Origin of the sequence: Halarcobacter anaerophilus (genome assembly GCF_006459125.1) — a bacterium.
Lineage (GTDB): Bacteria > Campylobacterota > Campylobacteria > Campylobacterales > Arcobacteraceae > Halarcobacter > Halarcobacter anaerophilus.
In genome coordinates, this window is the sequence record NZ_CP041070.1 from 1647953 (window position 1) to 1671192 (window position 23240).

Consider the following 23240-nt stretch of genomic DNA (forward strand, 5'->3'; position numbering starts at 1 on the left):
ATATTCTAAATTACTTACCTGAACCTACAACCGTAAAACCTAAAGATGTCCAAGCTTGCATACCACCTCTGTAGTATTTAATTTTTGATGCAGGATATCCCATTTTTAACAGTGCAAATTTAGAATTTTTAACCATTCCCGGAGTTTGTCCACACCAGTAACCGTTACAGTATAAAACTAAAGTTTTAGCTTTTGAAAAATCCAAAGTACCATCTTCTCTTTGAACTACACCCATTTCATCTTCCATCATCTCAACTGCGCTATCTTCTTCATTGAAATTTGTATAAGGAACATTTACGGCTCCGGGAATTCTAAGTCTTGCATACCAACCCGGTTTTCTTGAATCAATAAGTGCAATATTTTTATCAGTTTGAGCTTTTTTCATATATTCAATAAACTCTAATTCTCCGACTGTCTCTACACCGGGTGCTAAAATCATCGGTTGAGGAGCTCCTCTATCTGTAGTATCGTAAAGAGATGTAATTTTATTACCTTTTGTTTGGTTTCTCATTAAAGTGAATTCTTCATCATTTAAATTCATTTTAATAGATTTTACACCTGTTGAAATTGGTACGAAATTTTCTGCAGTTGCTGTAACAGAGAAAATTCCAGCTACGGCTGTAGTAAGTAATAATTTTTTTATAAATGTCATTAATCTATCCTTAACCTCATTTATCATATCCATAAAAAAAGCCAAGAAATAGATCTTGACTTTTAAACTATTTTAGTATTTGTATCCATCACCTGGAATTGCAAGTCTCCAAGTTTTTTTAGAAGCATCAGCTTGTTGTAATGCAGAAATTGCAAATCTACAAGCTCTTTGTGCTGCATAGTCAGTAGGTAGTTTAGTTTTTGAAGGTTTACCTTTAAACGTTTTAGGGTTAACCTCTTTTGCTCCCGTTTTAATAGCCTCTTCAACAGAAGTAATTAAATTAGAGTTATCAACTTCAAGTCTTCTAAACTCCAAACCTTTTGCTTTTGCAACTTCGTTATACGCTTTTGCAGTTGCAATTACATTTTCAATTCCACTCTTTTCTACACTACAAACAGTATTTAAATCCTCTTTTAATGCCGTTTCCATACTAGGAGAAGAAGAGCTTACACAAGCAGTCAGTAAAAACATTGCTGCAGTTGCTAATGATAAATTTAATAATTTTTTCATGATAATCTCCTTCTTACTTTCTAATGTCTGGACCGTCAATTTTCATACCGTTTGACATATAAGCCATGAAAAATAGTAACTCTTTCATCTCTTTAGCGTCATATTTCGGCGGTACTTGACCTTGATCCTTAACACATCCCGACATTCTTCTTTCCAATGTTCCTAGACCATCATTGTTTGCATCAGCTGCACCCCATTTTAATCTATATACAGGGAAATGAGTAACTTGTCCTAAGAATGGAGATAAACTTTCATTTCTAACTCTTTGTCCTGCACCTTGAACATGACATTCAGCACAACTTAGATTTAGATAACCTCTTTGAGTATAGTAGTACTCTTTACCTCTGTTGTAAGCCTCTTCGGCCTCTTTACTCTCAATTTTAACATCAATTTTTTTCTCAGCATCTTGTGCTTCTTGAACAAAATATGCTTCTAGATGAGCTATTTTACCTTTTTTAGGATTCCAAGCTTTTTCACCGTTTGAAGTTAAACATTGATTAATAGCAACAGTTAAAGTCATAACCTCTTTTTTCTTTTCATCAAAATATGGATATGCTGAACCTGCTACTGAAGGATCAGGGAAACAGTCTTTAAAAGATTTTCCGTTTGCAAAAGCTTTAGAGTATAAAGCTTCACCGTTTTCTACAAACTCTTCATATGGAGGGAACTCTTTAATTTCATCATAAGACATTCTCCCATTTTTAGAAAAAGAGTAGTTTCCTTTTGAAAAATCCTCAAACTTTAACCCACTCATAATGTTGTTTTTTAATTCATCATCAGTAGAGTAAGGGAAGAAAGTACTTCTGTTCTTTAACGGATTTTCAAATTTTGCTTCAAAATATTTAATTAATGCCAATCTGTCTTTTTCAGCTTGTGCATTAAAATCAGCCGCATTTAAAGCACAAGCAGTTAATGCAACTAATGCAGTTGTTCTTGCAATTTTTAATAACATACATATCTCCTTAAGTCTTTATAACCACTCTTTTAAGAGTGATTAATTATTTTATTTTTGCTTTATCTGCTTGTGTATTACCTTTTAAATCTACCCAAGTAAATTCAATATTATCACCTTTTTTTGCCCCTACAGCATCTGCATGAAATGAGAATTTCATATAAGGGTTTTTAGATAAAAATTGACTTGTAGATACTTCGTATACAATGTTACCGTTTACTTTTGCCACAACATAAGTAATAAAATTCGCTTCTTTTTTTGCTTTTTCTGCTTCAACATAACTTAACATTGGATGTTTTGCAAGAGCTTTAACAGTTACAACACCTTTTTTTAATTTTGCTTTAATTCTAGTTTTAGCCATTATAATTCCTTTTTCTTTTTTATATTTTGTAAAATTTATTTAATCGTTCTTGATAGTTGAACTAAATCAACCACCACATCCACCGATTGTTACTTTTACATCTTTAGTAGCAGAATATAATTTACCGCCATCTTCAACAACCGCAGTTACTTTACCTGTTTTAGCCATTTTGATTCTTACTGAATAATCAATAATTCCACCTTTTGGAACAGTAAACACAGCAACTGTTGTTTCAGGGTTTGCATCTTGGAATATTGCAACTGTCGAACCTGATTTAGCAGATACAGTAACAGGAATAACTGCACCGTTTTCTGCAATATCAGGAGCTTTTAACTCTACATTACCTGCAGTTGTAGCATTAGTTCCAAATAACTCTTTAATTGCAACATCAACTTTTTTAGCTGAAAAAGCTTTTGGCTTAGTTTCTCTAAAATTAATAGCACTTAATGTAGACGGTGCCATTGAAACAGCTAAAGTTCCTAAACCTAAACCTAAAAAATTTCTTCTATTCATCATATTTTTTCCTTTTTAAATTTTATTAATCTACTGTTTTTAAATAAGCAATAACTGCTCTTATTTCACCATCACTTAACCATCCGTTTTTCCCAAATGCAGGCATTTGTGAAATAGGATTGTCAATATTTGGATCATAGATTTTATTATATAGTGCTTCATCAGGCCAATATTTCAAAGCTTGAAGCTTTGGTCCCATACTTCCCGGCCCGTCAATTTTTTTGCCGTTAACAGCATGACAAGCTAAACAGTTACCGAGATTTTTTGTATTAAAAATCTTTTCACCCTTTTTTACTAAATCTTCATTAGCTGAAGATAAAGTAACAGCAAGTGCACTGATAGCTGTAGCTACAGCTAAACTTTTGATTAATTTCATTGCTTTCTCCTTTATTTACTAGAGTTGATCATAAAATCAACAACCTTTTTAAAATCTGCATCCGATAAATCAGAACCACCTTTTGGAGGCATTGCATTTATACCGTTTATTGCATTGGCATAAACCGTATCCATACCTTGAGCGGCAATTTCTGCCCAAGCCTCTTTATTTCCAAGAACAGGTGCCCCGATTGCATCATTTGCATGGCAAGCGGCACAATAAGTTTCATAATCTTTTTGAGCTTGAGAAACTTCTTTAGCCCCAGGTACTTTCCATGATCTTTCAGTTGATGCAGGAGGATTAAAGTCATTTAATTCATGTTTTATAGCTAAAACAGGAACTTCACCTTTAATACAATCATTCATACATCTAGTACCTGTACCGTAATTTTTTGGATCACTTAAAAATGCTTTCATATTTGCAACACCTTGTTTAGGATTTTCAGGTGTATCAACTTTTGGATAGAATCCATCTTCATTAGGCATTTTTATTTTCAAGAATTTTTCTCTGTCTAACACATACTCATCATCTAACTCTTCACCGTCAATACTCACTCCGTTTTCCATTAAAAGATATGCAACTAATGCATAAGTTTCACTGTTTGATAATGATTTTGGATGAGGAAAAGGCATTGCATCTTGAATATACCAAAATAGTGTACTAGCATATGGCCAATATGTACCGATAGTTTTTACAGGCGGTTCTATTCCCGGATTTTTATCTGCCGGATTTAATAATTGATTTTTTAACGAATCAGTAGAAGCAGTTCCTGCCGATAATGTCGGATAACCTTTTCCTCCCGTACCAAACTCACCGTGACACATTGCACATTGAGAATCATAAAGTTCATTACCCCATTCAACAGATCCTTCCGCTTTTTTAGGGTTACCCTCTTCATCTAAAACAATCTTACCGTTTTTTGCATCATATTCGGGCAATCCTGTTCCATCGGGCATTACATCAATATTCCATGCTGCTAGTTCTGTTTTTGTCGGTGTTCTACCGTTGTTAAACTTACCTACTTTTTGAGTATTTACATGATAAGCAGTATATTTCCCGTCTTTAATATCATATTTTACAGCACCGTCAACAGATCTGTTACTTGTCGAACATGCAGTTGTTAATAATGAGATAGTAACTATGCTTAAAGTTGCTACTGCTTTTTTAAGCGTGATGTTTTCTAATATGAACATTATTAACCTCCCCGTTCGCACTAACTTTCCAAGTAACTATTGGGTTTCTATGATAAATAGATTCCACACCCACTGCCGAAGTCTCTTGATCAATAGTCGGTTGTACATTCCCTGAATCATCAACAGCTCTACTAGATAAAAACATAGGTTTACCTTCCCACTTAAATATATAACTAAATCTTGTCCAAGCTTTTGGTAAAACCAATCCTTTTAAACTAGCTTCAACCCAGTTGTCACCGCCGTCAAAAGAGATATCAACATTTTTAATTGTACCGTGACCTGACCAAGCCAAACCTTCAATTTCTACTAAGTCACCTTTTTTAAGGTTAGTCCAAGGTTTTTCAGGACAAGGTGAAGTTATAACCGAATTAACTTCATTTGGCCAGAAATATTGAATAGCTTTTCCTGATTTTTGAAGCATTGTATATTTTGAGGTTTCCTCTTTTGCATGCCAAGGTTTATCAGAGAATTCCAATCTTTTCAACCATTTGGTATTTAAGTTTCCTTCCCATCCCGGAACTAACAATCTTAAAGGATAACCTTGTTCAGGTCTAAGTGCTTCACCGTTTTGTGCCCATACAAGCATTGCATCATCTAAAGCTTTTTCTACAGGAATCGTTCTTGGGTTTCCTGCATTGTCACTACCTTCTGATAACATCCAAACAGCATCATCTTCTAAACCAATATCATCTAATACTGTTTTTAACATAACACCTGTCCATTGTGCACAACTCATCATACCTTTCATAAATTGTAAGTTATTGAATTGTGGTCCTCTCCATCCTGTTGAACCGTTTGCAGGGCACTCAATAAAATAGATTCGACTCTCACTTGGATATCTTTTTAAATCATCTAAAGTTAAAACAACTTCTCTTTTAACTTTACCGTGAATCATAAGTCTAAATTTATTTGGATCCACATGAGCAGTTCCACCGTGGTCTCTACAGAAAAAAAGACCGTTTGGTGTTATAATCCCTTCCGACTCATGAATTGGACACATTGATACAGAAGCATAAGCATCTCCCGAAGATAGAAGATCTGTTGTTCTTCTTGTATTATTGTGTTCAAAAGGTGATGGTACTCCATATAAATTTTTTGTAACTGGATCACCAAGTTTTGTTCCCCACTCAGCTTCTTCAACTATAGCCGGATCATCGGCTCTTAGTCTAACTGGAGACAAAACATTTGCTGCAGCGATAGCTCCCGCTGAATAGACTGCAGTTTTTCTAAAAAAGTCTCTTCTGCTCAATTTTTTTTCAGAAATCGGGCTTAGAGATTTTTCAGAAGTTTTATTAACCTCCGTCATTATTCCTCCTTAAAAAATTAGTTATAACACACAAAAGCCAAAATAAATCTATTTTTCTTATATTTATTATAAGTCCCCAAAATATAAGTGTTTGCCAAAGTAAATTTACTTAAACTTATACATATCATAACAGCCTATTATATAAGTTTTTGTTATATAATGATGCAACTATTATTACCATTTTTCTCACCTAAGTCAATTATTTTCTGAGGATAATTTGAAAAAATTTCTTTTCGTAACATAAATTACCAAAGTTGCTATTTAGATGCTATTTTCAACATAAAAAACACCTTAAATTCATCTCTAAAGTTAGTTTTTTTTTAGCTTATGTTAATATTCAGTCAATTTTTTACGGAGAGTTTTATGAGAAAATTTATTAAATATGAAGAGTCTTTAACAATATTAAGTAATATTCAATTTAAAGGAAAAGGTAAGGAAAAGCTATTTTTAACAAACTGTATCGGTAAAGTCCTTGCTCAAGATATAATTGCAAATCATAATTCGCCCGAAGTTCAAATGTCGGCTTTGGATGGATATGCAATAAAATCTGATGATCAAAAGAACGGTTTATTAAAAATAATAGATAAAAATCCTGCAGGAAGTGTAATTGAATCTAAAGTAGAAAGAGGTACTTGTATTAAAACATTTACAGGTTCTATAATGCCCGAAGGTTCCGATACTTTAATACCCATTGAAAATGTAGAAGTCGAAAATGATTCTATTAAAATCATTGAAGAGGTAAAGAAAGGTTTTGCTGTAAGAGAACCCGGAGAAAACTATAAAAAAGATGAAATACTTATTAAAGAGGGAACAACAATAGGTTTTGCAGAGATTGGAGTGTTAGCTTCACTTAATATTTCTCAAATATACGTATATACTGAGCCTAGAGTAAGTATCGCAAGTACGGGAAGTGAAATATTAGATTTAGGAGAAGAGCAGACAAACAGTGCACAAATAAGAAGTTCTAACCATCTTACAGTAGAAGCTATTGCAAAAAAAGCAGGGGCAAGAACCATTCAAATGGGAGTTGTTAAAGATGATATAAAAAGTATCACGGAAGCTATGCAAGATGCATTACAAAGTTCCGATATTGTAGTAACTACAGGAGGAGTATCAAGAGGAGATTATGATTTTGTGCAAGATGTAGTAAAAGAGGAGTTAAAAGCAAAAGTCCTTTTTCATGGCGTAAAAATAAAACCGGGCGGTCATTTATTAATTGCACAAAAAGATAATAAACTTATAATTTCACTTCCGGGATTTGCTTATTCATCGACTGTTTGTGCTATTTTATATATGGTTCCAATGATATATAAATTTTTAGGTTCACAAAAAAAGCTGCCTATTGTAAAAGCAAGAATCACACAAGATTTTCCTCTTAAGATGAAAAAGACTATTTTTACTGCTTGTAACGTTAAATACGAAGACGCAGAGTATAAAATAGATTTTGACGGCAAAAAACAAGGAACAAGTGCGATTTTGACAAATATGCTTGAAAGCCCTGCTCTTCTTATCCAAAAAGAGGATAGTGAAGATTTAAAAAAGAATGATATTGTTGATATTCTTCTATTAGATTGGTTAAAATAGCTACAAATTTCTTTTCAAAATTGAGATAAAAGAAGTTATTAAAATTTTTAAAAAGGATTTTATTCTTATCTTTTTTTTGTCTCTTTTTTTAAGAGATTTTACTTCATTATTTATAAGAAAAAGTGTCAGATTAAAGAAAAAGGAGTATTAAATTATAGCAATATAATTAAAATAAAAATCCTTATCAAAAGTGTTTCCTTTTTTATTAATCCAATAATTTTTTGGTGTCAATTCTTTTTTTTGTTTTTACACCAAGTTCTACAAACTCTTCACTTCTTCTTAAAAGATTGCCTTTGCCTGTTTTCAACTTATTCATTGCATCATCATAGACTTTTTGAGTTCTTGTAATATTTATGCCGATAGCTTCCATATCAGTAATAAAATTTGCAAACTTATCATATAAATCAGCTGCTTTTTTAGAGATTAAAAGAGCATTTTCATTTTGATGTTCATATCTCCAGATATTTTCTATTGTTCTCAAAGTCGCAAATAGTGTAGAAGGAGAGACTAACATAATATTATTTTCAAAAGCTGTTTTAAAAAGGTTGTTATCATTTGAAGCAGCCAACATAAATGCACCTTCAATAGGAATAAACATCAAAACAAAATCTAAACTTTTGACTGCATCGATATTTTCATAACTTTTAACGCTGAGACCTTTTATATGAGTATAAATTGATTTAATCAGCTCTTTTGTTGCCAATTCTCTTTTTATCTCATCTTCTGCCTCATTATAATTTAAATATGCCGTTAAAGAGACTTTCGAGTCTATTACGATATCTTTATTCTCGGGCAAATGAACAATAACGTCAGGTCTTAATCTTTTACCGTTTTCATCAGTATAAGAGCCTTGGGTTGTATACTCTATTCCTTCTCTTAGTCCTGTTTGTTCCAAGATTTTAGAAAGAATCAACTCTCCCCAGTCTCCTTGAGTTTTGTTTTCGCCTTTTAAAGCTTTTGTAAGATTGATTGCATCTTGAGAGATTTGATTATTTAACTCTTTTAAATTTTTGATTTCGGTTAATAACGATACTCTTTGTTTTGTTTCATCATTATATATGTCATTGACTCTTTTCCCGAAATTTGAAAGCTGCTCTTTAAAAGGATTTAACATCTGATTTAAATTATTTGAAGATTTTTTTGAGTTCTCTTCAAAAAGTTTGTTTGCCAAATTTTCAAACTCTTCTTTTAATCTCTCTTTTGAAGATTCCAAAAGTTCTATTTTCTCTTTTAGATTCTCCTCTTTTATTTCAAATTCACTTTTTAACTGCTCTTTTTTATCTTCAAAAGATTGAAGTAAAGAGTTTTGTTTTAATGAAGCTTTACTCTTTTCAAACTCTAAATTTTCTTCAAAATTTATTTTAAGAAGTTTGATTTTATCTTCATATACTCTGTCTTTTGAGATTAAATCTTTTTCAAGTTTTGAAATAGAAATTTTCAAACTATCTATTAAATTTGCATAAGAGTCTGCATTTAACTCTATTTTTTCTTCAAGAAGAGAAATCTTCTGTCGCAGGATTAACCAAACAATTAATCCTGCAACAATAAAACCTATAAGAAAAGACAGAAAAAGAATTAAATAAAAGTTATCAATTTGCATCAGCGTAAATAGAATCTTTTAAAGCGTTATCACTGTCATTTTGAACATCATAACCAAGCTCTTTAAATCTTTCAGTCAAAGGTGGATGAGAGTAATAAAAGAAGATATAAAGAGGGTGAGACAGAGGAAACGATTTGTTTTCATTTGCCAATTTTAATAAAGCACTTACCAAATCCTCTTTACTTTGCATATTTGAACCGAATTCATCTGCTGCATACTCATTATGTCTTGAGATCAATGAAATTAAAGGCATTAAGAAAAACGATAGAATAGGAGAAAAAAGTAAAAATATGGTAATAATAGCATAAGGCTCATTTTGAAGCTTTAAACCTAAAAATATCTCATCACTTAGATTTCCGAAAATTGCAAAAAAGATGAACATAACAACACCCATAATTGCAATATTTTTTAAAATATCACCGTTTTTAAAATGTCCCAGTTCATGTCCTAAAACAGCTAAAAGTTCATTGTGAGAAAGTTTTTGAATTAAAGTATCAAACAAAACAACTCTTTTTGTACTTCCTAATCCACCGAAATATGCGTTTAATCTATTATCTCTTTTACTTGCATCTACTGAAAAAACGCCTGAACTTTTAAACCCTACTTGATTTAAAAGATTTATGATTTTTTCTTCCAACTCTTTATCTTTTAAAGCTTCAAACTTGTCAAACATCTTATCTCTGATTACGGGATAAAGCATATTTATTAAAATAATAACTGCAAAAATAAAAATAAAACCCCAAATCCACCAAGAATTAAAACTGCTTATTATCCAAGAGATTGCCGCAATAACAGCTGAACCGAAAACTAGGAAAAGTATTCCTGTTTTTAATGTATCTTTTATAAATAAAGCAGGTGTCATATTTGAGAAACCGTACTTTTTATCAAGTTTAAAAGAGGTATAAAGCTCAAAAGGTAAACCTAGAATCCAATTTATAATAATAAACAAATCAACGAAAACAACAGCTTTTAACCATGTTGATTCAATAGTTAAAAGAGAATCAAGAGTATTTAACCCAAATCCAATCCAGCAAAGAAAAATTATAAAACTATAGAATGCCGAGATTATAGAGAGTTCTTCTTTTTCAACTGAGTAATCTGCCGCTTCTAAATATTTTTCATCGTCTAAAATAATAGGTCTCATCTTCTTCGCATTTTTAACAAAACCTATTTGCATAAAAGAAGTATAAGTGGAAAACAAAAAATATAAACAATAAGCAATAACAAAAATTTCTAGCACAAAATTATCCTTTAATATTAATTATAACTTATTATTTTAGCGTTTTAGAACTTTCTATTTATTGAAGATTAGTATCAGTTTTCTTCATTAAGTTCCTCTTTAGAAATGCAAACTTTGTTCCGCCCTTCTCTTTTTGCCTCATATAAAGCAAGATCGGCTCTATGTAAGATTGCTTCTAAATCCACATCATCATAACGAAGCATTGTAAGACCTATACTTATTGTAAATTTGATTTTTTCTTCATTTATTGTTTTTATTTCAAGATTTTCTATCTCTTTTCTGATATTTTCAGCAGCTTTTTGTGCCCCTCTTTTGGAAGTATTAGGTAAAACAGCAGCAAACTCTTCTCCTCCCAGTCTTGCAAAAATATCGGATTTTCTTAAACTGTCTTTTATTTTTTGAGCCATAATTTTTATTACGTCATCTCCTGCTGCATGTCCGTAAATATCATTTATCATCTTAAATTTATCGATATCAATCATTAAAACGGCAAGCTCTTTATTCTCTCTTCTTGAATATCTAATCATAGGTGCGGAAGATTCATAAAAACTTCTTCTGTTTTTTACGCCTGTTAAAGAGTCTGTAGTAGCCAAGATTTCAAGTTTTACGTTTATATCGTTTAATTCGCGGGTTCTTTTTTCAACAGCACTTTCCAAAACTCTTTGATAATCTCTTAATCTTCTGTCTTGTGCATTTTGCTTTATTGCTTCTAAAATTATATACTCAAAGTCAACTCTGTCAAATCTTCTTGGAATAATTTGATATAAAGAGGATTCATTTATTATTTTTGATAGAGATTCAACTGTAGCAACATCCTCAAAAAGTATGTTTCTTGTTGTTGGAGAATTTTTATGAAGTTCAATAAAAAACTTCTCTACACTCATTTTAGAACTGTCTTGACCTAAAATAGTAATAAGAATTTCATTTCCTGCAATAATATAGTTATAACAACCTATTAAAGCCTGCTCTTTATTAATATAACTCTCAACTATGTAATCAGAGTCAACAATTCTTGAAATCTTGTTATATAAAGAATCAAGTACCTCTATGTCATTATCTATGCATGCAATTATATACTTAACCATAAAATTCAAACCCCGTAACAGTAAACATCATCAACGAAAGAAAAGTATACTATCCAATTATTTATAAAAGAAAAGAAGCCAAAAATAGTTATTTTTTTATGATAAAAATTATCTTTATAGTAAAAACAGTTTTCTAATCCATTTTAACGGGATTTTTAATCTTATTTTTTAATATGTTTTAACAAAAAATTTCTAAAATTTCTTTGGGTATTTTTGAAGGTCTAAACTTTTTTAAATAAACCAACTTGACTTTTGATATGAAAAGAAGCTCATTGTCCTTGTAAATTTCATGTAAAATATCTATCGTAACTGCACTTTTTGAGATAATTTTCGTATTTACCTCAAGTAAATCGGAAAATTTTGCAGGTTTTATATATTCAGCTTCAACTTTTTTAACAACAAAAAATTCCTCATCGTTGTGAGGAGAAAGACCTTTTTCAAAAAAAAGATTACTTCTCGCCCTTTCACAAAATTTTAGATAATTTGCGTAATATACAATACCTCCGCAATCTGTATCTTCGTAATAGACTCTTATTTTCATTTTCTACTCTTCTTTGAAATTTTTTAAAAGTTTGGGCATTTTTTCACCTATTTGTTTATAATCATAATTAAAACTTTCTATAACAATTTCATACAACTGGTGATTTTTGTATTTTTCATGCCAATTTAACTCTTTGTTTTCAAAAAAATTAAAATATTCAAATCTTAATTTATATGCTTCTTTTAAAAGTTTTTCATTCATTTTTTATCTTTTTAGTAAATAAATCTGTGAAATTATATAGATTTTTTACTTTGATAGTTATTTTAGTCTTTTTTTAATAATATTTTTTATCGTATGATATAAATTAGTTTCAAAGGCTCTATATATCAAGCTTCTATCAAATCAGCACTTAAACATATTTTCAGTATAATATCTACTTTTAATATAAAATAATAAGATGCGTAAGAATATGGATAAAAATACTAAAAGTGAAAAGACTTTAATAAATATAATAAAATTCGGTGCTGTTGTTCCAATTATAGTAATCTCAATAATTTTTACATATATATTTGTTCAATATAAAAATGAAGAGCTTAAAAATGAGATTGAAAATTTAAGAGTAAAATTTCTAAATGAAAACAAGAAGAACGTAAAAGACGAAGTTAACAGAGTAGTAAGCTCAATAAAATATGAAATTGAACGCTCAGACGAAGAACTAAAAAATTTTTTAAAAAACAAAGTATATGAAGCTCACTCAATTGCTACAAATATATATAATGAAAGTATAAAAAACGGAGAAAAAGATAAAAATAAAATTTTTGAAACCATAAAACAGACACTAGGAAGTATTCTTTATAATAAAGGCAGAGGATATATCTTTATAGATGATATAAACGGTATTAAACTTCTGCAACCCACTAATAAAAGTTTTGAAGGTAAAGATTTTTCTAATTTCGAAGATCCCAAAGGCTATAAATTTGTTCAAAAGATAATGGAAACAATAAGAAAAAAAGGCGAAGCTTATGATGAATACTTTTGGTATAAAACACAAACAGATAAAGAAGCCTATAAAAAAATCAGTTTTTACAAATATTTCGAACCTTATAATGTAGCTATAGGTACGGGTGAATATTTTGTAGATTTTGAAAAAAAAATACAAAACAGGCTTTTGGAAAGAATTCGAAGAATAAAGTTTGACGATAACGGTTATATTGTAATTTTTAATTCAAAAGGAACATATTTATCTCATTTTAAAAAAGATAATATAGGTAAAAACGGTTTTAAAATCAAAGATAAAGAAGGTAACTATTTTATAAAAGATATTGTAAATTTTGCTAAAAAAAATAAAGAGGGATATCTTTCATATATAGCAAGTGCCAGACCTGATAAAAACGAACAAAACAGAGAAAAAGTTACATATTTAAAATATTTTAAACAGTGGGATTGGATAATAGGTGCGGGATTTTATTTGGAAGAGTTAAATAAAGAAGTAAAAGAAAAAGAACTGCTTTTAACCCAAAAACATGAAGAAATTATCCAGAAAATAATAGTTATAAGTTTTACTGTTACCTTTATTTTAATTCTATTATCCTCATATATATCAAAAATTCTTTTTGACAAATTTAATGAATATAAAAAAGAGATAAAAAAAGAAGTTGATAAAACAATAGAAAAAGAGAAACTTTTAGTACAACAGTCAAAAATGGCTATTATGGGAGAAATGATAGCAAATATTGCACACCAGTGGAAACAACCTTTAAATCTCATAAGTACCTCAAATAGTCTTATAAAACTAAATAAAGAGTTTGATAATTTTAGTACACCCGAAGAGATTGACGAAGCAATTGAAAATATTGATCACTCTGTTAAACATTTGGCAACAACAATTGATGATTTTAGAAACTTTTTTAAACCCAATAAAATCAAATCTGTTTTTAAAATTGATGATCTGCTAAATAAAGCATTTAAACTTTTGGATACACAACTAAAAAACAGCAATATTGAAGTTATTTCGGATGTAAAAGAGATAGAAGTTTATGGATTTGAAAATGAGCTTTTGCAGGTTTTAATTAATATTATAAAAAATGCAATTGATGAATTATTTAAAATACATGATAAAAAATTTATTTTTATTAATGCTTATCGTAAAGACTCTATTGTCGTAATTAGAGTAAAAGATACGGCAGGTGGGATTCCTAAAAAGATGTTAGATAAGGTTTTTCAGGCATATTTTACAACAAAAGGCGATAAAGGAACGGGAATCGGTCTTTATATGTGTAAACAGATCATAAATAATATAAACGGTGAGATAAGAGTAACAAATGTTGATTTTACTTACAAAGAAGAGAAATATAAAGGTGCAGAATTTATAATAACTATTCCTTTTCAAACTTCAATCTAAAAAAAATTAGTCGTTTTTAATACATTTTATAAATTCTCAGTTATAATAATTTATTGTGCTTTTAAAGGAAAAAAATGAAGGAATGGACTCTTAAACACTCTTTTTATTTTGAAGGAAGAGAAGTTAAGTATGATATTAAAGGGGAAGGAAAACCTGTAATATTGGTACATGGAACTCCCTGGTCTTCGTTTAATCTTCGTCATTTAATTTCTGAACTATCGTTAGAATATAAAGTTTACTATTTTGATCTTTTAGGCTATGGAAGTTCTGATAAAAGTGATGCAGATGTATCCTTGGGTATTCAAAATAGATTATTAGATGAGATAATCAAATATTGGGAACTTAAAAATCCTTTTATTATTGGACATGACTTTGGAGGAACGACTGTTTTTCGTAATCATATTTTAAATAAAAAAAATTATAAAAAAATAGTAGTTATTGATCCTGTGGCATTATCACCTTGGGGATCACCATTTTTTAAACATATAGAAAAACATGAAAATGCGTTTTCTACCGTACCGGATTTTATTCATTTAGCTATAGTTGAAGCATATATAAAAACTGCGGCACATAAAAAGTTGACACAAGAAACAATTCATGGAATTTTAGCTCCATGGAGCAGTAAAGAAGGGAAAGCAGCTTTTTATAGGCAAATAGCACAAGCAGATTCGAAATTTACTGATGAATTTCAAGATAGATTTGATGAAATCAGAGCACCTTTGTTAATTCTTTGGGGGCAAGAAGATAAATGGATTCCTTGTTCACAAGCATATGAACTTCAAAAAAAAATAAAAAAAGCACAACTTATAACTATCCCTGATGCAGGACATTTAATCATTGAAGAAAAACCACAAATATTAGTACAAGAAATTAAAAAATTTTTCGAAAGTGAAAAAGAATAGAAGCGAATAAAACAATAAAAAAAGCCCCGTTTAAAAAACGGAGCTTTTTATTAACTTATGATTTAAAAGAAGATTTTATTAGAAACTCTCCCACTGTTCATCATCGTTTTTTTCAACAAAAGTTTTTTTACTCTCTTTCTCTATTTTTTGCTCACTTTTTTTATTTTCTATTTTATTTTTTTTAACAGTTTTTATTTCAACACTGTTTTTACCCTCAAATTCTTTTTCATCGGCACTTGATACAATAAGTTTTGCCATCTCATCTGTTTTTGTTGCTTCTTCATAAGTTTGTGTTGCAATAAGTGCATTTTGCTGAGTTTGTTGGTCAAGTTGGGTAACAGCATCATTTATCTGTTCTATTCCTGTTTGCTGCTCTTTACTTGCCATCTCTACATCTGATATTATCTCTATTGTTTTTGATATATTATCATTTAAGCCGTTATACCCTTTTATCATCTTATCTGCTATACTTTTCCCGCTATTTGCTTTTGTTGTTGCTGTTTCTACCAGTTCTTTTATCTCTTTTGCCGCTTCTGCACTTCTTGCTGCAAGATTTCTTACTTCTTGGGCTACTACTGCAAAACCTTTTCCTGCTTCTCCTGCCGTTGCTGCTTCTACTGCTGCATTTAGTGAAAGTATATTTGTTTGGAAAGCTATTTGATCTATTACTGTTATTGCTTCATTAATTGAGTTTACTTGTTCATTTATCTCATCCATTGAAACTGTTGTTTCTTGAGCTAATTTCTCTCCTTCTTTTGCGGACTGGGTTAATTCATTTGCGTAATTTCCCATTTTAACTACATTATCCGTATTACTTACGATATTCGAGGTTATCTCTTCTAAGGCTGCTGCTGTCTCTTCTAGGGCTGCTGCTGCTTCATTTGAGTTTGTATTTAGATTATCCACATTTCTTAACAGAATATTTGAACTCTTATCTAAAATTAATCCGTTTTGTTTATTTTCTACTAGCATTTGGGTAATTGCATCTCCTAATTCATTTACACCGTTTGCCAATTTTAATAAATGCTCTTTTAAATGATCCGAATCGACTTTATTCATATAGTTATAATTTGAAAACTCTTCTAATACTCCAAGTACATTATCTATATTTTTTTCTACATTATCTGCCATTTTATTTAATAATGAAGTTAACTCCTGTAATGCAGGATTTGAACTTGAAGTTTGAACTCTTTGACATAAATCTCCTTGTTCAAATTCACTTAATACTCCGATTGTGTCATTTATAACTTTTCTATCCTCTTCTATTCCTGCTTTTGTTTTTGTTATATTGGCATTAACGACTTGAGCCATTATTCCAATCTCATTTTTTGAATAGATATCAATAGGATTTACATCTTTTATCTCTCTGTTTAAATATTTAAAAAAGTTTAATAACCCTTCTTGGAATTTTGATATTAAAGAAGAGATATCTCTTGGAACATAAATTGATATAGCTACTATTAAAATAAAGATTATTATTGAGATTATCTCTATTGTTAATTTTGTATTATCGTTTAATTGCGCAACTTTAGGACCTATTGTATCTTGGTCATTTTTCAAAGATACTTTTACTTTTTCGGATAATTGTGCTATTTCATTTCCAAATACGATTAACTTGTCATTTACCAAATTGTTTTTTTCAACAATTATTTGATATATCTCTTTTACTCCGTTATTGTATTTTGTAGCAAAACCTATAACTTTATTAAGTAAAGAGATCTCTTTTGAATCATTTATATTACTCTTTAAATTGCCCAAAAAGTTCTCTAACTTTTCAAACTCCTCATTTACTCTCTTTAAATCTTTTTTATCATTCGTAGTTAAAAAAGATGTTGTATAAAGTCTTGCTATAAGTAGACTTCGTAAAGCGGTACTTGAATTGTACAGCATTGAGAAATTTTTATTTTTATTAGCACTTTGAACCAATAAAGTTAAAGTCTGTTCCGCTTTTTTACCGTTTATATCGATAATATTTTCTTTAATACTATCTCTTTTTGTCGTAATTTCAACGACTTGGGTAAAATACTTTTCATATTCATCTAAAAGTTCTGATGTTTTTTCAACCATTGGAGCACGTTTTGGATTTTGAATCTCTTCTTTAGCTGTATTCACTAATTTTCTTGTTTTATTAAGAAAATCTTGAAATGCTTTTACATCTTTTTGAGATTTTGAAGAGAGATAATCTTTTACACTGCCTCGTGCGGATAACATATGTGTTTCAATAGAACTAGCCAGATTATTATCTCTTGCCATTTCTCTATAATCCGTAAATCCATTACTGGATTCATTTACAGCAAATATGCTGTAACCTGCCATTATTATAATCAATAAACCGATTAAACTAAAAGCCATTAGCAGTTTAACTTTTATTGTGATATTCGAGAGCATTTTGTTCCTTTCTATATAAGTAACCTAAAAGATTATGTTTTTCAGTTATCTTTACATAAATAATAACAAATACTCGGTCATGTATCGGTCACGAATTAGTTATAAATTTTTGATTTTATTATGATTTTTAGTTTTAGAAGTTTTTATTATTGTTTATATTATATCCCATACAAAAACCCATATAATATATTCTGTATTGATATTTAAAACAATTCAATTTTATTCTCACGGGGAAAAGGCATTTATCTCTTTTTTGATGAAGAGTTTCTATAATAAATTCATCATTTCCCAATTTGTCCAAAGTCTCTAAATATTTTTCATAAGAGAAGTTTATATCAATATCTTTTACTCCCATAGTCAAGATTTCATCATAGGTATATCCTAAGGTTTCATAGGCTCTTTTATTGGCATAACAGAAATTTGCTTTTTTATCTAAGAGGAAAATTGCTTCATAAAGATTATCCAAAGCAAATTTTTGAAATAGAATCTTATTTAAATCCTCTTTTTGTTTTGTTATATCTTTAATATTTGCTATATAATAAAGGATTTCATCATTTTCATTTTTTATAACGGTTAAATCAATATTCACGGGAAATTTTTTCCCGTCTTTTCTTATATTTACGGCTTCAAAAGATAAAAAGGACTTATCAAATGCCTCTTTTTGTTTTTGCAGAGCAAAAGCTCTGTTCTTTTCTTCAAAAAGAGCTAAGAAATCCAACTCCTGAAGCTCTTTATTTGTATAACCGTAAATTTTGGTAAAAGCAGGATTTGTACTCTCAAACTTTTTACTGTTGTGTTTATGAAAAGCTATTGCCCAATGAGCCTGATTAAATATAGTTTCCCATTGCTTTAATGTTTTTTCTATTTCTGATTGTCTTGCTACTTCTTTTTCCAATCTTGACAGTCTCTGAAAAGTTGATTCGTTTAGATTATATTCGATTTGATTAAACCTATTATCTCTTGCTGTTTTAGCTGAGGGTAAAAAGATTATAAAACGGGCTCCTTTTAAAATATTTTCTACTTTTAAAACTCCTTGCAGTTTTTGTTCAATAATTGTTTTTGAAATAAACAAACCAAGTCCTGTTGAATCCTCTTTTGTACTAACTCCCGGTTTAAAAACTTTGTTAATAACCTTTTCTTCTATTCCTTGGGCATTATCTTCTATATAAATCTTTGTATTTTCAATATCTTTAAAAAGTATAATTTTTATACGAGGCTTTTTAATTTTTCTTTTTACCAACATATCTTTTGCATTTAGAACAATATTTAATACGGCATTTACAAACTCATTTCTGTTTCCGTAAGCTTGTAATAATTCATCATAAATAAATCTAAATTCTATATTTTCGGCTTTTAAAGTATAGTAAACTAATTTTTCTATATTTAATATCTCTTCAACAATACTGAAATTTTCTTTTTTATTTGATTGGAATTTAAAAGAGTTATAAAAAACATTTATTGTCTGGCTTAAATGTTTTATTATTTGGTTATTTTGTTTAATTGCACTTATTATTTGTCTATTTTCGACAATACCTTTTAATAAAATATTTGCTTCAACATTAGTCCAGACAGCAGAGATTTCCGTTAAAGGTTCTCTCCATTGATGGGTTATATTTCCTATAAGTTTTCCCAAAGATGCCTGTCTTGATTGTAGAAAAAGCATTTTCTCTTGAAATTTCAACTTTAATAAAGCTTCATTTTTCTCTTTTTGCAAGATTTTTATTTTTTGTCCCAAAGCAAGGAAAAGAACAATCATCTGCCACATATATCCTAAAAAATGAGCTTCTACCGTAAAAAAAGAGTAAAATAGCAAACCTGTTTTCATAAATAGAGTAACGATAATAGATATTAGATAACCGCCTAATGCAATTATATAGTATTTTGACATTTCATCTTTTTGTATAAAACTTATTATTGAAATTGCCAAACAAAAAAGCGTTAATACAATTATTATAAAAATATTCATTAATTGATAAGAAGTTAAGTTAAAATTATTTATAAAAAACAGAGTATTAAATAAAAGTACAACTGCCCAAATAGTATAATAAAGCTTCTTATTAGATTTATTGATATTAAAAAAGTCTATGGAGAAAAATATTAAAAAGGTAAAAGCTAACTGTAAAATCAAAGTATTAAAAAACAAAGAGGTTTTAAAATCAAAAATCAGAGGCAGATATCCATAAGAGAAACTTATAAACACACCTAATAATAAGTTATAAATAGAAAATAACAAATAACCCTTCTCTTTTGTGGAAGAGTAAACAAAAAGACTAAATAAAATTATACTCAAAAAAGAACCTATACTTATAAAGAAGAAGATAAATTGCGGTACTTGAACTTCCAAAGCTTCAATTTGCGAACCTATAAACATATTTACAATCATAGGTGTTTTTGTTTCAATCTTAATAAGATAAGTTACGGCACTATCTGATTTTTCCAATTCAAAATAGGAGTTTAATGTCTTAAAACTGTTTTTTAAAAGAGTATCTCCTATAGATTTTATATTCTTTTTTTCATATAAAAGTTTGTCATTTTCATAAGCATATAAAGTCAACTTTTCCAAAGAGTTGTACATAAAACTCAAAACCTGTTTTTGTTCACTCTTATTTAGAACTTTTAGAGCAACCCACAAAGGTTCATTTGAAAAGCCTAGACTTCTGTTTTTCGAATAGAGTTTTTTAAATTCCGAGTTTTTAAAAGAAATGTACGCTTCTTTATAAGACAGACTCTTAATAAGATAAGAGGGTTTATCAAGAACTTCTACTTTACTAGAAGAAGAGATTTCTAATATATCCGCAAAACAGACCTGAAAAAAACAAATAAAAAAGAAAAATGATAAAAACAGTCTCTTCATTATTTGGTTATTTCAAGCTGAAGACGATAACCGACTCCTCTTACGGAAGTTATTATATCTTCATCAAATTTTTTTCTGATTCTTAATATTAAGTTTTTAATCGAAGAGTCGCTTACACTTTCCAAAGGCCATAAAACAGAAGAGATTTCATCTTTTGTTACTGTTTTTTTATAATTTTTAATAAGAAGTTTCAAAAGTTGAAGCTCTTTAAACCCCAACTGAATAAGTTTGTTATTTTGATATACTTCCTGAGTAGTTATCGAATAAAAAATATTCTTACTTAAAGGAATAACTCCTTTGTTTTTTACGACTCTTTTCATAGATTTTTGTATTGTAGAGATTAAATCTTCTAACTCAATAGGTTTTGTAATATATCCGTCAATAGAGAGATTCACCGCTTGCATCAAGATCACTTGCTGCGTAAAATTTGTTAATAAAATAATAGGTATATCATAATCTTTTTTTCTAATTTTTTCTGTTAAATCAAGTCCGTCCATTAGAGGCATTTTAATATCCGTAATAACAAGATCAATACTCTCTTCTTCATAAAGTTCATAAGCTTTTTGCCCGTTAGTTACCGTATAAACCTCTTTAAATAACATTTTTAGGACATCTGTAATGTTTTTTTTAATAATCTCGTCATCTTCTGCAAAAAGTACAGATTTATCTTTTAACAATAAAATATTATTTATCACTATTTAAATCCTAAATTTCAGTTTTTATTAAGTAAAGTCACAAAATTCTAACTAATCATATATAAATAAATTATTAAGTAGTATATACTTTATCCCATAGGATAAAGTATATCGCTTTGAATCTCTTTTATTTTATTCATTAATTCATCATCTATTTTAAAATCTAAAGCAGCAAAAGATTCTTCAAGTTGAGATAGTTTTCTGGCTCCTATAATAGTTGAAGCTACAAAATCAAAATGTTTAGAATAAGCAACTGCTAAGGTAACAGGAGATACTCCGTAATCTTTTGCTAAAGACATATATCTTTTCGTTGCTTCAATAGTTTTATCGTTTACAAATCTTTTTGATTGAGCTTGAACTCTTGGATTTTGATGTTTGGCATATGCAGTAAATCTGCATCCCTCAGGATATAAACCGCTGTTATATTTACCTGAAAGAACTCCTCCTGCTATTGGAGAATACGGAAGTAATGAAATATTTTCTCTTTTGCAGACATTTGCCAATTCATCATGAAATCTAGGATTTAAAAGAGAAAAATTGTTTTGAATTGATTCAAATCTTGCCAAATCTTTATATTTTGAAATCTCATTTGCTTTTGTCAAACCGTAAGCCGTGTCATTTGAAGTTCCTATGTATCTTACTTTTCCCTCTTTAACCAAAGCATCAAAAGCTTTTAAACTCTCTTCTACAGGCACAACCGTATCCGGCCAATGCATCTGGTAAAGATCAATATAATCAACGTCAAGTCTTTTTAAACTTCCTTCAACAGCAGTTTTTATATGAAAAGAATCAATTGCAGTAAGTCCGTGTCTAATAGGAGGTACAAACCATCCTGAAGCAGCTCCTACTACTTTTGTAGCTAAAATAATAGAATCTCTGGGTTTTGTTTTAAGCCATTCTCCGACAATTTGTTCAGTAATTCCGGCTGTATCAGCTTTTGGAGGAACAGGATAAACTTCGGCAGTATCGTAAAAATTGATTCCTCTGTCATAAGCTTTATCCATAATTTCAAAAGCCTCTTTTTTTGAAGTGGTGCTACCAAATGTCATCGTTCCTAAACAAATGGGCGTTACTCTAAGTCCACTTTTACCTATATAGTTATAATTCATAATTTCACCTTTGAAAAAACGAATTATAACGATTTATTTTTTAAGAGTAACTAATTACTCCATTATACAAATCTCTTTTTTGAGCATGTGTACAATTGTCTCTTTAGCAACTAAAAGTACTACAAGAATAGTTATTACCATAAAAACATATGAAAGAATCAAATATAAATTTTCATGAGTTAACTGATACATTAAAATCGTAGCAATACTAATAGCAGCCATAGGAAAGGTAAATGCCCACCAAGAGATAAAAAATTTAATTTTAATATAATTTTTATACATTACAAATACTAAAATCGTAAAAAACAGAGCCAAACTATATAAAATATGAGCAAAAAAATCTAAAGTAGAAGTCATACTTATATATGCCACGAATCCGATTGCAGGAGGTGCAATAAGAATAAAAAGCGTAGGCATAAATTTTGGAGCAAATTGTTTATGGAAAATAATTCTATTTAAAATAATAGCAAAAAGTACAATCCAAAAGAAAATACCTATTGAAAAATAAAAATATAAAATAGTTTCACTAGCAAACCCTTTTCCTGCAATAGGAACAAGAATATTACCTACAATAGGAATAAACCAAGCTGGGTTTGAGTGTTGCATTTCAAGATTATTATTTATCCAAAACCTAATTGTATAAAAAGTAAAAAAGAAATGAAGCAAAGCTCCTGCTATAAATAATCCATTTGCCAAAAGAGGGATTGAATGTCTAAAAAATATTGCCAAAAGCAGCATAGAAATAGAGATAGCCGCAAAAAAGTTGACTCTGATTGGATGGGTAAACTCTTTTTTTACTTCCTCTTTATACGTAAAAATCTTTTTTATATAAAAAAACAGAATTACAACAAAAAGAGCAAGAGAAAGATATCCAAATATATCAACAATAATTGAGGGAAAGTATAAAACTTCATGCATTTTATAAAATACAATAGACAATCCTGTAAAACCCATTACAACTGCAAACATCATAACAGGAAAGAACTGTAATCTATCAGAAGGTATAGATTTAATATGTTCACTTTGACTCATATATAA

The 23240-nt window shown here is 29.5% G+C and carries 20 protein-coding genes and 2 pseudogenes; 3 read left to right on the forward strand and 19 right to left on the reverse strand.

The features are described 5' to 3' along the window. Positions 1-10 precede the first annotated feature (10 nt). The 8 genes from AANAER_RS08110 to soxC all read right to left on the reverse strand — a co-directional run bounded on the left by AANAER_RS08110 (position 11) and on the right by soxC (position 5863). On the reverse strand, positions 11-652 hold the full coding sequence (locus tag AANAER_RS08110) for a rhodanese-like domain-containing protein (RefSeq protein WP_129081757.1): 642 nt from the start codon (positions 650-652) through the stop codon (positions 11-13). A 72-nt stretch (positions 653-724) separates the two neighbouring features. Continuing rightward, positions 725-1162: a hypothetical protein gene (locus AANAER_RS08115; protein ID WP_044418687.1), complete on the reverse strand. Its 438-nt coding sequence runs from the start codon at positions 1160-1162 to the stop codon at positions 725-727. Between the two features lie 13 nt (positions 1163-1175). Then, entirely contained in the window at positions 1176-2114 is a 939-nt protein-coding gene (gene soxA, locus AANAER_RS08120) for a sulfur oxidation c-type cytochrome SoxA (protein WP_129081758.1), read from the reverse strand. Positions 2115-2160: 46 nt separating this feature from the next. Beyond that, a complete protein-coding gene (soxZ, locus tag AANAER_RS08125; protein ID WP_044418684.1) occupies positions 2161-2475 on the reverse strand; it encodes a thiosulfate oxidation carrier complex protein SoxZ in 315 nt (104 codons plus the stop codon). 66 nt (positions 2476-2541) lie between these two features. Further along, the gene (soxY, locus tag AANAER_RS08130) at positions 2542-2988 is read right to left on the reverse strand and encodes a thiosulfate oxidation carrier protein SoxY (protein WP_179951800.1); all 447 of its coding nucleotides are present in this window, start codon (positions 2986-2988) and stop codon (positions 2542-2544) included. Positions 2989-3013: 25 nt separating this feature from the next. Continuing rightward, entirely contained in the window at positions 3014-3364 is a 351-nt protein-coding gene (gene soxX / locus AANAER_RS08135; RefSeq protein ID WP_129081759.1) for a sulfur oxidation c-type cytochrome SoxX, read from the reverse strand. A gap of 11 nt (positions 3365-3375) precedes the next feature. Next, positions 3376-4557: a c-type cytochrome gene (locus tag AANAER_RS08140; protein WP_129081760.1), complete on the reverse strand. Its 1182-nt coding sequence runs from the start codon at positions 4555-4557 to the stop codon at positions 3376-3378. Continuing rightward, a complete protein-coding gene (gene soxC / locus AANAER_RS08145; protein ID WP_044418678.1) occupies positions 4529-5863 on the reverse strand; it encodes a sulfite dehydrogenase in 1335 nt (444 codons plus the stop codon). The genes AANAER_RS08140 and soxC overlap by 29 nt, the downstream gene beginning before the upstream one ends. A 363-nt stretch (positions 5864-6226) precedes the next feature. On the opposite strand from soxC, the gene AANAER_RS08150 reads away from it, so the two are divergent. Continuing rightward, positions 6227-7447, forward strand: a complete 1221-nt coding sequence (locus AANAER_RS08150; RefSeq protein ID WP_129081761.1) for a molybdopterin molybdotransferase MoeA — start codon at positions 6227-6229, stop codon at positions 7445-7447. Positions 7448-7652: 205 nt separating this feature from the next. On the opposite strand, the gene rmuC is transcribed toward AANAER_RS08150, so the two are convergent. The 5 genes from rmuC to AANAER_RS08175 all read right to left on the reverse strand — a co-directional run bounded on the left by rmuC (position 7653) and on the right by AANAER_RS08175 (position 12114). After that, entirely contained in the window at positions 7653-9047 is a 1395-nt protein-coding gene (rmuC, locus tag AANAER_RS08155) for a DNA recombination protein RmuC (RefSeq protein WP_129081762.1), read from the reverse strand. Beyond that, positions 9037-10287 (reverse strand): M48 family metallopeptidase, encoded by a 1251-nt coding sequence (locus tag AANAER_RS08160; protein ID WP_044418673.1) that lies wholly within the window; start codon positions 10285-10287, stop codon positions 9037-9039. Before AANAER_RS08160 ends, rmuC begins: the two co-directional genes overlap by 11 nt. A 74-nt stretch (positions 10288-10361) precedes the next feature. Beyond that, positions 10362-11372 (reverse strand): GGDEF domain-containing protein, encoded by a 1011-nt coding sequence (locus AANAER_RS08165; protein WP_129081763.1) that lies wholly within the window; start codon positions 11370-11372, stop codon positions 10362-10364. Between the two features lie 178 nt (positions 11373-11550). Next, a complete protein-coding gene (locus AANAER_RS08170; protein WP_129081764.1) occupies positions 11551-11913 on the reverse strand; it encodes a YbgC/FadM family acyl-CoA thioesterase in 363 nt (120 codons plus the stop codon). Positions 11914-11916: 3 nt separating this feature from the next. Beyond that, a complete protein-coding gene (locus AANAER_RS08175; protein WP_129081765.1) occupies positions 11917-12114 on the reverse strand; it encodes a hypothetical protein in 198 nt (65 codons plus the stop codon). A gap of 196 nt (positions 12115-12310) precedes the next feature. Between AANAER_RS08175 and AANAER_RS08180 the strand changes: the two genes are divergently transcribed. Beyond that, entirely contained in the window at positions 12311-14254 is a 1944-nt protein-coding gene (locus tag AANAER_RS08180) for a sensor histidine kinase (RefSeq protein ID WP_129081766.1), read from the forward strand. Between the two features lie 74 nt (positions 14255-14328). Then, positions 14329-15156 carry an alpha/beta fold hydrolase gene (locus tag AANAER_RS08185; RefSeq protein WP_129081767.1) on the forward strand — a complete coding sequence of 276 codons (828 nt, stop codon included), beginning with the start codon at positions 14329-14331 and terminating at the stop codon, positions 15154-15156. Positions 15157-15234: 78 nt separating this feature from the next. Here the strand turns inward: AANAER_RS08185 and AANAER_RS15195 are convergent. The 6 genes and pseudogenes from AANAER_RS15195 to AANAER_RS08210 all read right to left on the reverse strand — a co-directional run. Beyond that, positions 15235-16173 (reverse strand): annotated as a pseudogene (locus AANAER_RS15195) (methyl-accepting chemotaxis protein); the annotation flags it as partial. 1002 nt (positions 16174-17175) lie between these two features. Continuing rightward, a pseudogene (locus AANAER_RS15200) lies at positions 17176-17544 on the reverse strand (CHASE3 domain-containing protein); the annotation flags it as partial. Between the two features lie 133 nt (positions 17545-17677). Next, the gene (locus AANAER_RS08195; RefSeq protein ID WP_129080827.1) at positions 17678-20398 is read right to left on the reverse strand and encodes a PAS domain S-box protein; all 2721 of its coding nucleotides are present in this window, start codon (positions 20396-20398) and stop codon (positions 17678-17680) included. Further along, entirely contained in the window at positions 20398-21093 is a 696-nt protein-coding gene (locus AANAER_RS08200; protein WP_129080828.1) for a response regulator transcription factor, read from the reverse strand. The genes AANAER_RS08195 and AANAER_RS08200 overlap by 1 nt, the downstream gene beginning before the upstream one ends. A gap of 89 nt (positions 21094-21182) precedes the next feature. Continuing rightward, on the reverse strand, positions 21183-22202 hold the full coding sequence (locus AANAER_RS08205) for an aldo/keto reductase (protein ID WP_129080829.1): 1020 nt from the start codon (positions 22200-22202) through the stop codon (positions 21183-21185). A gap of 54 nt (positions 22203-22256) precedes the next feature. Further along, positions 22257-23234, reverse strand: coding sequence for an SLAC1 anion channel family protein (locus tag AANAER_RS08210; RefSeq protein ID WP_129080830.1), 978 nt, complete (start codon positions 23232-23234; stop codon positions 22257-22259). Between the last annotated feature and the right edge of the window lie 6 nt (positions 23235-23240).